Origin of the sequence: Streptosporangium sandarakinum (assembly GCF_050942225.1) — a bacterium.
Lineage (GTDB): Bacteria > Actinomycetota > Actinomycetes > Streptosporangiales > Streptosporangiaceae > Streptosporangium > Streptosporangium nondiastaticum.
Map to the genome: position 1 here is coordinate 7891528 of NZ_CP192034.1, position 12853 is coordinate 7904380.

The following is a 12853-nucleotide window of genomic DNA, read 5'->3' on the forward strand; positions in this document are numbered from 1 at the left end:
TCGTCACTGCGCCGTGGCCAGGCGCTTGGCGAAGGCGTCCGCCAGCGCCGACGACGAGTAGGGGTTCTGCCCCGTGATGAGGTTGCGGTCCTCGACGACGTGGGAGTCCCAGATCGCCTCCGCCTTCTCGTAGCGGGCGCCGAGCCGTTCCAGCTCCATCTGCAGGACGAAGGGCAGCTGGCCCGCCATGTCCGTGACCATCTCCTCGTCGTGGGAGAAGGCGGTCATCCGGTAGCCCTCCAGCGGCCAGCGGCCACTGGAGTCGCGCAGCGGCAGCAGCGCCGACTGGCCGTGGCACACGACGGCCAGGGGCAGGTCGAGTTCGAGGATCCAGCGGACCACGCGGGCCAGGTCGGAGCTGTGCGGCATGTCCTCCATGGCGCCGTGCCCGCCGGAGATGTAGACGCCCGCGTATCCGGCGAGCCGTTCGCGGGTGATGCCGGCGACGTCCGTCGGCGCCTTCAGCGCCGGCAGGGAGCCGATCACCTGTTTGTAGTGCTCGACGTTCTCCTCGTCGTGGTCGGGTGAGCCCTGGGGCCTGGTGAGGCCCACCACGTACGGGGTGAGGCTGCCCTCGTCCGGGGTGGGCGCCTCACCGCCCACCGTGGCGATGTCGACGTTGTGGCCCTCGGCGACGAGGCGCTCGTACGGTACGACGAACTCCTCGGCCCAGAACCCGGAAGCGTGCTGCCTGCCGTCCAGCAGGCCGAGGGTCTTCGCCTTGGTCATCAGAATGAGGACGTCGGCCATCTCGGTCACTCCTTCTCTTTCCGGGCATTTCAAGCACACGATGGCGGCAGTTCCGAAAGGCGGCAATGGTGGGACGGAGCGGCGGGCGCACTTGATTATCTAGAACGCCGGACTTCATGACCTCGGCAAAATACTGCCGGGAATGGCGTGGACAGGTGTGGTCCCGAGGGGACGGCCCATCGACAATCGTCCCCATGAACTTTCCACTCCCCCAATGGTTCACCGAGCGGGTGGACCCCGTCCCCGACCACGAAGAGCTGCGGGTTTCCACAATCGAGCTCTTCTTCGACCTGGTATTCGTCTTCACGGCGACCCAGCTCACGGTCCTGCTGGCCGCCGACTTCGGCAGCCTGCCCCAGGTGCTGCTGATGTTCGGCGTCATCTGGTGGATGTTCGCCAGCTACGCCTGGGTGACCAACGCCGTCCCCCCGCTGCGGGTGGCCCGCCGGTTCTTCATGCTGCTGGCGATGGCCGGCTGGCTGATCATCGCGCTGGCCGTGCCCGGGGCCTTCGCCGAGAAGGGCACGGGCTTCGCGGTCGGGCTGCTCCTGGTCGTCGTCGTGCACGGCCTGCTGTACCTGCAGTCGACCTGGCGCTTCCTGCGGATGTTCACCACGAACCTGACCGGCGCCGTGCTGATCCTGCTCGCGGCGCAGGCCGACGGCGGGCTGAAGTACGCCCTGTGGGCGGCCGCCCTGCTCGTGATGTGGATCTCGCCGTACCTGACCGGTCAGGAGGGGTTCCCGCTGCACCCCGGCCACGTGGCCGAGCGGCACGGCCTGGTGGTTATCATCGCGCTGGGCGAGTCCGTCGTCGCCATCGCGGTCGGCATCGGCAACGGGCACGGCCCGCTGGACGCGCCGACGATCGGGACCGCGCTGATCGGGCTGGCGCTCAGCGCCAGCCTGTGGTGGGCGTACTTCCACGCCGACCTGGAACGGGCGGAGCAGGCGCTGGTCCTGGCGACCGAACAGGTACGGCGCACCCGCCTGGTGCTGTTCGGCTTCTTCTACGCCCACATGCCGATCCTGCTGGGCATCATCGCGGTGTCGGCCGGGGTGAAGAAGGCGGTCGCGCACCCCGGCGACCCGCTGTCCATCGGCGCGCGGCTCGCCCTGGCCGGCGGGGTGGCCGCCTTCCTGCTCGGGTCGGCGGCGTTCCGGGCGATCCTGGGGCTGCCGGGCGGGCGGGCGCGGGCGCTGACCGGGCTCCTGGCGCTGGTCACGATCCCGGTCGGCGGGGTGTCCGCGGTGCTCCAGCTGGGCCTCGTCGCGGTGCTCCTGGCGGTCGCGCTCGCCGTGGAGGAGCGGGCCGACCGCCTGCAACCTGTGTGAATGTGGCGGCAAACTTCCAGAAGTATCCCCCTATTTCTAGACAACCTCCCCTAAACCGCGTTTCCGTGAGGAAGCACGGCCGATGCGAAAAACGGCCATCTCGAAGCGCCGCCGGTTCCGGTGTCAACCGGCGCGAAGCGCGGTACCCACTGACAGGTAGGGGAGAGAAATGTCTGCTACGCAACTTCCGGCGCTGCTCGACAAGCAGATCGGACAGCTCAAGGCGCACGACCTCGACGCGATGATGAACAATTACCACGAGGACGCCGTGGTGATGCGGCCCGGCGCCGTCGCCCGGGGCCGCGAGGAGATCAGGGACTTCTTCGCCGAATACCTGAAGATGAACCCGCAGATCGAGGACATCATGACCGCCGACGGCACCGAGGACATCATCCTCTACTACGCGACGATCAGGATCGGCGACCAGGCCCACAAGGACGTGGGCACCTGGGTGCTCAAGGACGGCCTGATCTGGCGGCAGACCGCCGTCCTCGTCTCCGAGGACTAGAGCAGCAGGCACCCCCACTCCGCTCTCCGGGCGGGACCGTACCACCGGCCCCGCCTGGTGAGCCCTGCCCGGAAGTCCACCGACACGCGGAGTCCACCGTGACCAAGAAGATCCTGATCATCCTTTCCGAGTACGGCTACTGGGGCGAGGAACTCGTCGGACCGCTCGGCGTTTTCGACGACCACGGGTACGAGACCGTGATGGCGACGCCCACCGGCGGGCGGCCCAGGGCGCTGCCGCCCAGCATGGACCCCGGCTTCCTCGACCCGCCGCTCGGCCGGTCGGTCACCAGCGAGGACATGGCCCGCCGCGTCCGCGAGGTGGACGAGTCCGACCGCCTGGCCAAGCCGGTCGACATCTCCTCCTGGGTGCCCGAGCGCCCCTACCTCAGCTCGCCCGGCTACCTGCGCGAGCTGGAGGCCTACCACCGCGCCCTCACCGAGCTGCGGGCGACCGTCGCCGACTACGACGCCATCCTCATCGTCGGCGGCAGCGGCCCGATCGTGGACCTCGCCAACAACGAGCGGGTGCACGCCCTGATCCTGGCCTTCCTGGAGGCCGGCAAGCCCGTCGGCGCCGAGTGCTACGGCGTCGCCTGCCTCGCCTTCGCCCGCGACTGGGACAACCGCAAGAGCATCATCTGGGGCAAGCACGTCACCGGGCACTGCAAGGAGTACGACTACAAGGACGGCACCGGCTTCATCGGCGTCGACTTCAACATGGGGCCGCCGCCGTACCCGCTGGAGTACATCCTGCGCGACGCCACCGGCCCCGAGGGCCGCTACCACGGCAACGTCGGCCACCCCGTCTCGGTGATCGTGGACTATCCGTTCGTCACCGGCCGCTCCACCCCGGACTCCGTCACCACCGGCGAGAAGATGGTGGCGGTCCTGGAGCACGGCCTGCGGCGCTACGGCTGGTAACCCGTGGCCGCCACGCGCACCGGCACCTCAGCGCTCCTGGAGCAGCTCCGCGCCGACGGGATGACCACGATCTTCGGCAATCCCGGCACCGTCGAGCAGGGTCTCCTGGACGCGCTGAGCTCCGCCGGAGACTTCCGCTACGTCCTCGGCCTGGCCGAGGCCCCCGTCGTCGGCCTCGCGGACGGCTACGCCCGCGCGACCCGCAGGCCCACCCTGGTGCAGCTGCACTCGGGCGTCGGCCTCGGCAACGGCATCGGCATGATGTACCAGGCGATGCGCGGCCACGCCCCGCTCATCGTGATCGCCGGTGAGGCGGGCGTGCGCTACGACGCCTTCGACGCCCAGATGGCCGCGGACCTGGTGGGCATGGCGCGGCCGGTGACCAAGTTCGCCACCCGCGTCGTCGACCCGGGGTCGGTGCTGCGGGTCCTCCGCCGGGCGATCAAGATCGCGGCCACTCCCCCGTGCGGCCCCGTCTTCGTCTCCCTGCCCCTCGACGTGCTGGACGCGCCCAACGACGAGCCCGCGCTGCCCACAGTGATCCCCGACACCCGTACGGTCCCCGTGCCCGAGCTGGTCGCGCGCGCCGCCGGACTGCTGGCCGGGGCCGAACGGCCGATCATCGTGGCCGGCGACGGGGTGGCCGAGTCCGACGCCCAGTACGAGCTGACCCGGGTGGCGGAGCTGCTGGGCGCCGAGGTCTGGCTGGCCGACAGCTCCGTGGTCAACATCGACGCCGGCCATCCCCTGCACCGGGGGGCGCTCGGGCACATGTTCGGCGAGGCGAGCGCGGCGGCCGTCCGGGAGGCGGACGCGGTCCTCATCGTCGGCACCTACGTCTTCCCCGAGGTCTTCCCCTCGATGCGCTCCCCGTTCGCGGCGGGCGCGCGGGTCGTGCACGTCGACCTGAACGCCTACGAGATCGGCAAGAACCACCCCGTGGACCTCGGCCTGGTCGCCGACCCGCGGGCCACGCTCACCGCCCTGGCCGCCGACCTGGAACGGCGGGGCGCGCCCGCGGCGCCCGCCCGCCCCCGCGCCCAGGCGGCCCCGGCCGGCGACAGCGTCTACGAGCTGTTCCTCGCCGAACTGGCCGCGCAGCAGCCCGACGCGGTCGTCTTCGACGAGGCGCTCACGTCGAGCCCCGCGCTGGTGCGGCACTTCCCGCCGCGCCGCCCCGGCCGGTACTTCCTCACCCGGGGTGGCTCGCTCGGGGTGGGCATCCCCGGCGCCATCGGCGTCAAGCTCGCGATGCCGGACGAGACGGTGATCGGCTTCACCGGCGACGGCGGCAGCATGTACACGATCCAGGCGCTGTGGACCGCGGCGCACCAGCGGATCGGCGCGAAGTTCGTGATCTGCAACAACGGCAGGTACGAGCTGCTCAACGAGAACATCTCCGTGTACTGGAGGGAGCGCGGCGTCGCGCCGCACCCCTTCCCCTCCTCCTTCGACCTGAGCGGCCTGCCCCTGGGGTTCACCGACCTCGCCCGCGGCATGGGCGTGCAGGCCGTACGGGTGGCCGAGCCCGAGGACGTGGGCCCCGCCGTCAAGCGCATGCTCGCCGACGACGAGCCGTTCCTGGTGGACGTCGCGGTGGACGTCCCCCTTCCGCCGAACGGAAAGGACTGAGCACGTGAAGCAGATGACCCCGCCCGACTGGGTGGTCGAGGAATGGGTGGCCAACTGGTACCGCGCCCTCGACCGGCACGACGACATCGAGCGGCTCTGGTACCACCTGGCCGGCGACGAGGACCTCGTCATGGTCTTCCCCGAGGCCACCGCCCGCGGGCACGACGACTTCCGCAAGTGGTACGAGACCGTCACCAACCGCTTCTTCGACGAGCAGCACCGGGTCACCTCGGTGAAGGTCGGCGCGTGGCGGGACGGCGCGGCCACCATCGAGGTCGTCGTGAACTGGCAGGCCCGCGTCTGGAACCCGCCGGCGCCCACCAGCCTCTGGCTCGGCTTCGACGCCTACCAGACCTGGGAGATCGTCGCCGACGGACCCGACCACCCGCGGATCAGGAAGTACGTCGTGGACCGTCTGGAGCCGATGCCGGGGAGCGCGGAGCTGTGAGCACACGAGAGACGATCGACCTCTACTACGAGTACGCCAACGCCGGCGACTGGTCGAGCTGGTGCGACCTGTTCGCCGACAAGGCCGTGGTCGACGAGCAGCTCGCCGGGCGCCTGGAGGGCCAGGACACCCTGCGCGAGGCCGTCGCCGGCTTCCCCGAGATGTACCGCTCGTTCAAGAACGTCCCCCGCCACGTCGTCGTCGACGGCGACCAGGCCGGCGTGGTGTCCCACCTGAGCGCGGTCACCGCCGGCGGCGAGCCCATCGAGGCCGAGGTCATGAACTACTTCCGGCTGGAGGACGGCCGGATCTCCTACATGGCCAACTTCCACGACACGCTGCCCTTCCGCGGGCCCCTCGGGATGGAGGGCCGATGACGACGGAGGAGTTCGACTACGTCGTCGTCGGCGCGGGCGCGGCCGGCTCGGTGCTGACCCGCCGCCTGGTCGAGTCGGGCGAGGGATCGGTGCTGCTGCTGGAGGCCGGCGGGAGCTGGATCCCCTCCGGCGTGGACGCCGCGCCGCTGTGGTTCACGCTGCTCGGCTCGGACATCGACTGGGACTACCGCAGCGTGCCCCAGCCGGGACTGGGCGGGCGCAGCACCCACGAGCCGCGCGGCAAGGTCATCGGCGGCAGCAGCAACCTCTACATCATGATGCACATCCGCGGCCACCAGTCGGACTTCGACAACTGGGCCTACCAGGGCGCCGCGGGCTGGTCGTACGCCGACGTCCTGCCGTACTTCCAGCGCATGGAGGACCAGGAGGACAAGACCTGGGAGGGCACCGGCAGCGGCGGCCCGCAGACCGTCGTCAACGCCGGCCTGCACGACCCCAACCCCTACTCCCGGACCTTCCTCGACGCCTGCGCCGAGCTGGGCCACCCGATCATCCCCGACTTCAACGGGCCCGCCATGGCCGGCGCGGGCTGGCACCACATCAACGCCGAGGCGGGCCGCCGCCGGAGCGCGATGCACTGCTTCGTCGAGCCGATCCTCAACGACGAGCGGCTCACCCTGCGGCCCCGCGCGCGGGCCACCCGCCTGCTCTTCGAGGGCGACAGGTGCACCGGCGTGGAGTACGCCCAGGAGGCACCGGTCCCGGAGAGCGGCGAGGGCCGCCGGCTCGCCGGGCGCGCGCTCGACGAGTCCGGCGGCACCGGCCTGCGGCGGGTGCGCGCCCGCCGCGAGGTCATCGTGTGCGCCGGGGCGATCGAGTCCCCCAAGCTCCTGATGCTCTCGGGCATCGGCGACCCCGGCCACCTGCGCGAGGCCGGCGTCGAGGTGCGCCACCCGCTGCCGGGCGTCGGGGCGAACTTCCACAACCACGTGCTCACCGGCGTCATCCGGGAGACGAGGGAGGCGGTCCCGCCGGGGGCGAACAACCTGTCGGAGGCCGCGCTGTTCACCTTCTCGCAGAGCGGCCTGCCCGCCCCCGACCTGCAGATCGCGTTCGTCCACGTGCCCTTCGACATCATCGTCGGGCAGAGCCACCCCAACGCGGTCAGCATCCTGCCGGGCGTCGTACGGCCCGCCTCGCGCGGCTGGGTCAGGCTGGCCTCCGCCGACCCGTTCGCGCCGCCCCTGGTCAACCCCAACTACCTGGGCGACCGTTCCGACGTCGACCGGCTGGTCCAGGGCGTCGAGCTGGCCAGGGAGATCTTCGCGACCCGCGCCTTCGGCGAGGTGCTCGGCGACGAGCTCCTGCCCGGCCCGGCGGCGGCCGGCCGCGAGGCGCTCACCGCGTTCGTCCGCGAGCGCGCCGACACCTACCACCACCAGGTCGGCTCGTGCCGCATGGGGACCGACGACGACGCCGTCGTGGACCCCCGGCTGCGGGTGCGCGGCGTCGAGGGGCTGCGCGTCGCCGACGCGAGCGTGATGCCGGCGGTGACCTCGGGCAACACCCACGCCGCGATCCAGATGATCGCCGAACGGTGCGCCGACTTCGTCCTGGGAGGCTCCCGTGGCTGACCTGCGCGGGGCGCGCGTCGCGGTCCTGATGGAGAGCGACTACTACGAGCCCGAGATCTTCTACTACCAGCGCCGCTTCGCCGAGGAGGGCATCCGCCTCGACCTGCTGACCCGGCTGTGGGGGCAGCCGGAGATCACCTTCACCGGCCACGAGTACCGGGCGCCGCTGACGGTGAACGGGTCGCTGGAGGGGCTGGACGACGACGCGCTGCGCTCCTACGACGCGATCGTCGTGCCGTCGGGCATGGTGGCCGACCGGCTCCGCTTCAGCGAGAAGCCGCTCGATCCCTCCCCGGCGACCGAGCTGATGCGGCGGGCGTTCGCCCTGCCCGAGGTGCTCAAGGGCGTCATCTGCCACGGCATGTGGCTGCTGGCCAAGGCGCCGGAGACGGTCCGCGGACGCCCCGTCACCTGCCACAACAACCTGGTCGGCGACGTGCTGAACATGGGCGCCGAGTACCGCGACGAGGACGTCGTGGTCGACGGTGACCTCGTCACCGGCCGCAGCGGCGCCCACTGCCACCTGTTCGCGCGCGCCCTGCTCGGCGAACTGGCGGCGCGCAGGAACGGGGAGAGGGCCGCATGAGGTGGTCGCACACCGCGCTGAACTGCAATGACGTGGACGTGACCGCCGAGTTCTACTGCCGGTGGTTCGGCTTCGCCCGCGCGGCGAGCTTCCCCGTGGGCGACTCCAAGATCCTCTTCCTCCGCAAGGGCGACGTCTACCTGGAGTTGTTCCAGGCCGGGGACGGCGCGCCCGGCGGCGACGGGCCGACCGCGGCCGGCACGCTGCGGCACATCGCCCTGCAGACCGACGACATCGACGAGGCCCTGGCCGGGATGGGCCCGCAGGCCCAGGTGTCGCTGGGCCCACTGTGCTTCGACGACTTCATCCCGGGCTGGCGCACGGTGTGGGTGAAGGACCCCGACGGCACGGTCGTGGAGATAACCCAAGGTTTCAAGGACCAGACTTCCGAAGGCGGAGCAGATGGCCAGTGATGTTGGCTTCCGGTTCAGCGACCTGATCGCGGGCAGGGTCACCACCCCCCTGGACGCCAAGGGGACGTTCGGGCTCACCACGGCCGACGGCCGCGAGTTCGACGTCACCGTGGACGACACCACCTCCGCGGAGGTGCTGCGCAACCTCGAACACCCCTACCTCGACGCCGCCGACCACCGCGACGACATGATCAGGCCGGGTCAGGACCTCTTCGCCTACGGCGTGCACGCCCCGCAGGACCGCGGCTGGGAGTTCGACGCCAAGCGGCTGGTCTTCGTGGGCCGCCGGCCCGGCGAGTACCGCTTCGAGGAGCCGGACTGGTGGATCCACCAGCTCGACCGGATCGCCGCCTTCTACCGCAGGGCGCAGTTCGGCTCCGGCCCCGTCGACTACCGCGACTACCGCACCGTCCTGCGGCTCGACGGGCGGAAGACCTCAAGCCACGTGCAGGAGACCGACACCATCTCCCGCCTGGTGTACGGCATGGCCTCGGCGTACATGCTCACCGGGAAGGACGGGTATCTCGACGTCGCCGAGCGCGGTGTGGACTACCTGCGCGAGCACATGCGGTTCGCCGACCCGATGCACGACGTCACCTACTGGTACCACGGCATCGAGGTGCAGGAGGACCGGCCGGAGAAGAAGCTCTTCACCTCCGAGTTCTCCGACGACTACGACGCGATCCCGATGTACGAGCAGATCTACGCGCTGGCCGGGCCGACGCAGACCTACCGGGTCAACGGGGACCCGGCGATCCTGCGCGACGCCGAGGGCACGATCAGGCTGTTCGAGAACCACTTCCGCGACACCAAGGGCGGCGGCTACTTCAGCCACATCGACCCGATCTTCATGGACCCGCGGCACCCCTCCATCGCGCCCAACGACGCCAGGAAGAACTGGAACTCGGTCGGCGACCACGCGCCCGCCTACCTGATCAACCTCTACCTCGCGACGGGCCGCGAGGAGTACGCCGACTTCCTGGAGCGCACGTTCGACACCATCGCCGAGCACTTCCCCGAGGACGACTACAGCCCGTTCGTCCAGGAACGTTTCAACGAGGACTGGAGCCCCGACCGCGGCCACACCTGGCAGCAGGACCGCGCGGTCGTCGGCCACAACCTCAAGATCGCATGGAACCTCATGCGGATGAACTCCCTGCGCGCCAAGAAGGACTACCGGGAGCTGGCCGAGCGGATCGCCCGGCGCATGCCCGAGGTCGGCAGCGACCAGCAGCGCGGCGGCTGGTACGACGTCGTGGAACGGACCAAGCCCGCCGGTGACCGGTGGTACCGGTTCGCCTGGCACGACCGCAAGGCCTGGTGGCAGCAGGAGCAGGCGATCCTCGCCTACCTCATCCTGGCCGGCGTCACCGGCGACCGGGAGTTCCTCCAGGAGGCCCGGCGCGCCTCCGCCTTCTACAACGCCTTCTTCCTCGACCACGACGAGGGAGCCGTCTACTTCAACGTGCTCGCCGACGGCATGCCCTACCTCCTCGGCACCGAGCGCTTCAAGGGCAGCCACTCGATGAGCATGTACCACTCCTCCGAGCTGTGCTACCTGGCCACCGTCTACACGAACCTGCTCGTCGAGAAGGAACCGCTCAACCTGTGGTTCAAGCCCATGCCGGGCGCCTTCCCCGACCGCACGCTGCGCGTCGCCCCCGACCTGCTGCCGCAGGGCTCGATCCGGATCGAGTCCGTGGAGGTCGACGGGAGCCCGTACCACCGGTTCGACGCCGAGGAGCTCCAGGTGGACCTCCCCGACACGCAGGACCGGCTCCCGGTCCGCGTCACCCTGTCCCCCGTGTCAGAGAAGTAAGGACGAGAGACGAGATGTCCACGCGAACACTCGACGTCACGGTCTCGAAAGAGGGCGAGCTGGCGGTGGTCGCACTCACCGGCGACCTGGACAGCAGGACGGCCCCCGTGGTCCAGGAACATGTCGGCAGGGCGCTGGCCGAGCACCGGCTGCTGGCGCTCGACCTGTCGAACCTGCGCTACATGTCCAGCGCCGGCCTGAGGGTCATGCTGCTGTCCTACCGGCAGGCGCAGTGCGCCAGCGGCCAGATGGCCGTGGTGGGACTGTCGGAGGAACTCCGGATGCTCATGAGCGCCGTCGGCTTCCTCAACTTCTTCACCGTCGCCGAGGACCTCGGCAAGGCGGCCGAACTGCTGACGGAGACACCATGACCAGTCCGATGCTGGACCGGATCGACTCCTACCCCACCCACCGCGTCTCCGGGTTCCCCGTACGGCACGGCAACCCGCTGCTGCCCGGCGCGACCTTCCTGCACGGCGGGGTGAACTTCGCCGTCTGCTCCGAGAACGCCACCGCGGTCAGCCTGGTGCTCTACCACCACGGCGACAGCGAGCCGTACGCCGAGCTGCCGATCCCCGACTCCTTCCGCACCGGGCACATCTGGGCGATCGTCGTCTACGAGCTGGACGGCCTGGACGACCTGGAGTACGGCTACCGCTGCGAGGGGCCGGCCGGCGAGCCGGGCGGGGTCCTGTCCGACCCCTACGCCAAGCTCGTGGCGGGCCGGGAGGTCTGGGGCCGGGAGCCCGACTGGTCCGAGCCCTACCAGCACAGGTCGCGGCTGATGTTCCACGACTTCGACTGGGGCGACGACACCGCGCCGCGCATCCCCCGCGAGGAGCTCGTCATCTACGAGGCGCACGTCCGCGGGTTCACCCGGCACCCCAGCTCCGCGGTGACCGCGCCGGGGACGTACGCGGGGCTGCGCGAGAAGCTCCCCTACCTGAAGTCGCTCGGCATCAACGCCATCGAGCTCATGCCGATCTTCGAGTTCGACGAGTTCGAGAACAGCCGGGTCAACGCCGACACCGGCGAGCGGCTGTACAACTTCTGGGGCTACTCCACCGTCTCCTTCTACGCCCCGAAGTCCGGCTACGCCGCCAGCGGCAAGTACGGCATGGCCGGCGACGAGCTGAAGGCGCTGGTCCGCGAGTGCCACAGCCACGGCATCGAGGTGATCCTCGACGTGGTCTTCAACCACACCGCCGAGGGCAACCACGAGGGCCCGACGATCTCGTTCAAGGGACTGGACAACGACGTCTGGTACATGATGACCCCCGAGGGCTACTACTACAACTTCAGCGGCACCGGCAACACGATGAACTGCAACCACCCGGTGGTCCGCAAGTTCGTCCTCGACTGCCTGCGCTACTGGGCCGTCGAGTACCGCATCGACGGCTTCCGCTTCGACCTCGCGGCCATCCTGTCCAGGGACGTGGACGGCACGCCGCTGCCCAACCCGCCGATCCTGCAGGAGCTGGCCTTCGACCCGGTGCTGCGCGGCTGCGTCCTCATCGCCGAGGCGTGGGACGCGGCGGGCCTGTACGAGGTGGGGTCCTTCCCCAACTACCACCGCTGGTCGGAGTGGAACGGCCGCTACCGCGACACCATCCGCCGGTTCGTCAAGGGCGACACCGGGATGGTGGGGGAGATGGCCACCCGCTACGTCGGCTCCCCCGACCTCTACGCCGGGCGGGCGACGGCCGCGTCGATCAACTTCGTCACCGCGCACGACGGCTTCACCCTCTACGACCTGGTCTCCTACAACGACAAGCACAACGAGGCCAACGGCGAGGAGAACCGGGACGGCGCGAACGACAACAACAGCTGGAACTGCGGCGCCGAGGGTGAGACCGACGACAAGGAGATCAACGACCTGCGCCGCCGCCAGGTCAAGAACTTCCTCGCGCTGCTGCTGACCAGTCAGGGCGTCCCCATGATCCTCGCCGGTGACGAGCGGGGCCGCACGCAGTGGGGCAACAACAACGCCTACTGCCACGACAGTGACCTGAGCTGGGTCGACTGGACGCCCAACCCGCTCACCGACGAGCTGGTCAGGTTCACCGGCGACCTCGTCAGGTTCCGCGCCGCCCACCCGGCCGTCCGTACGGCCGAGCACCCGACGGGACGCGAGGTACGGCCCGGTCTGGCGGAGATCAGCTGGCACGGGGTGACCGCCTACGCACCCGACTGGTCGGACGGCAGCCGGCTGATGGCCGTCATGCGCTGCGCCCCGATGGGCGACGCCGTCGACTGCGTGTACGTCGTGGCGAACACGCACTGGGAAGAGCACGACGTCGAGCTGCCCCTGCTGCCGGACGGCGCGCTGTGGCGCCTGGCCGCCGACACCGGGGCGGCCGACTGCAGCTTCCCGCTGGGAGAGGAACCGGCCCTGGACGACCAGCACGTCCTGCGCGTCGGCCCCCGCTCGACGGTCGTGCTCTGCGCGCAGACCGTGTGATCAACCC

General features: G+C 70.2%; 13 protein-coding genes. 12 read left to right on the forward strand and 1 reads right to left on the reverse strand.

Annotation, left to right across the window (positions count from 1 at the left end; all coding sequences use genetic code 11):
• Positions 1-3: 3 nt before the first annotated feature.
• Complete coding sequence (locus ACQP10_RS36225; protein WP_179822217.1) at positions 4-750, reverse strand: type 1 glutamine amidotransferase domain-containing protein; 747 nt, start codon at positions 748-750, stop codon at positions 4-6.
• A gap of 194 nt (positions 751-944) precedes the next feature.
• Between ACQP10_RS36225 and ACQP10_RS36230 the strand changes: the two genes are divergently transcribed.
• From ACQP10_RS36230 to ACQP10_RS36285, 12 genes are all read left to right on the forward strand, one after another.
• Positions 945-2084, forward strand: coding sequence for a low temperature requirement protein A (locus ACQP10_RS36230; protein ID WP_399498515.1), 1140 nt, complete (start codon positions 945-947; stop codon positions 2082-2084).
• A 169-nt stretch (positions 2085-2253) separates the two neighbouring features.
• Positions 2254-2592, forward strand: coding sequence for a nuclear transport factor 2 family protein (locus tag ACQP10_RS36235; RefSeq protein WP_346018520.1), 339 nt, complete (start codon positions 2254-2256; stop codon positions 2590-2592).
• 98 nt (positions 2593-2690) lie between these two features.
• On the forward strand, positions 2691-3515 hold the full coding sequence (locus tag ACQP10_RS36240) for a type 1 glutamine amidotransferase domain-containing protein (protein WP_433540533.1): 825 nt from the start codon (positions 2691-2693) through the stop codon (positions 3513-3515).
• A gap of 3 nt (positions 3516-3518) precedes the next feature.
• Positions 3519-5147: a thiamine pyrophosphate-binding protein gene (locus ACQP10_RS36245; RefSeq protein ID WP_433540534.1), complete on the forward strand. Its 1629-nt coding sequence runs from the start codon at positions 3519-3521 to the stop codon at positions 5145-5147.
• Between the two features lie 4 nt (positions 5148-5151).
• Complete coding sequence (locus tag ACQP10_RS36250) at positions 5152-5595, forward strand: nuclear transport factor 2 family protein (RefSeq protein WP_218911760.1); 444 nt, start codon at positions 5152-5154, stop codon at positions 5593-5595.
• Positions 5592-5972: a nuclear transport factor 2 family protein gene (locus ACQP10_RS36255; RefSeq protein WP_346018518.1), complete on the forward strand. Its 381-nt coding sequence runs from the start codon at positions 5592-5594 to the stop codon at positions 5970-5972. The genes ACQP10_RS36250 and ACQP10_RS36255 overlap by 4 nt, the downstream gene beginning before the upstream one ends.
• Positions 5969-7567 carry a GMC family oxidoreductase gene (locus ACQP10_RS36260; protein WP_346018517.1) on the forward strand — a complete coding sequence of 533 codons (1599 nt, stop codon included), beginning with the start codon at positions 5969-5971 and terminating at the stop codon, positions 7565-7567. The genes ACQP10_RS36255 and ACQP10_RS36260 overlap by 4 nt, the downstream gene beginning before the upstream one ends.
• Positions 7560-8153, forward strand: coding sequence for a DJ-1/PfpI family protein (locus ACQP10_RS36265; RefSeq protein WP_218911759.1), 594 nt, complete (start codon positions 7560-7562; stop codon positions 8151-8153). Before ACQP10_RS36260 ends, ACQP10_RS36265 begins: the two co-directional genes overlap by 8 nt.
• Positions 8150-8566 (forward strand): VOC family protein, encoded by a 417-nt coding sequence (locus ACQP10_RS36270; protein WP_179822202.1) that lies wholly within the window; start codon positions 8150-8152, stop codon positions 8564-8566. The genes ACQP10_RS36265 and ACQP10_RS36270 overlap by 4 nt, the downstream gene beginning before the upstream one ends.
• The gene (locus ACQP10_RS36275) at positions 8556-10385 is read left to right on the forward strand and encodes an AGE family epimerase/isomerase (RefSeq protein WP_346018516.1); all 1830 of its coding nucleotides are present in this window, start codon (positions 8556-8558) and stop codon (positions 10383-10385) included. The genes ACQP10_RS36270 and ACQP10_RS36275 overlap by 11 nt, the downstream gene beginning before the upstream one ends.
• Before the next feature lie 14 nt (positions 10386-10399).
• On the forward strand, positions 10400-10756 hold the full coding sequence (locus tag ACQP10_RS36280) for an STAS domain-containing protein (protein WP_189251154.1): 357 nt from the start codon (positions 10400-10402) through the stop codon (positions 10754-10756).
• Complete coding sequence (locus ACQP10_RS36285) at positions 10753-12846, forward strand: glycogen debranching protein (RefSeq protein WP_346018514.1); 2094 nt, start codon at positions 10753-10755, stop codon at positions 12844-12846. The genes ACQP10_RS36280 and ACQP10_RS36285 overlap by 4 nt, the downstream gene beginning before the upstream one ends.
• Positions 12847-12853: the final 7 nt, after the last annotated feature.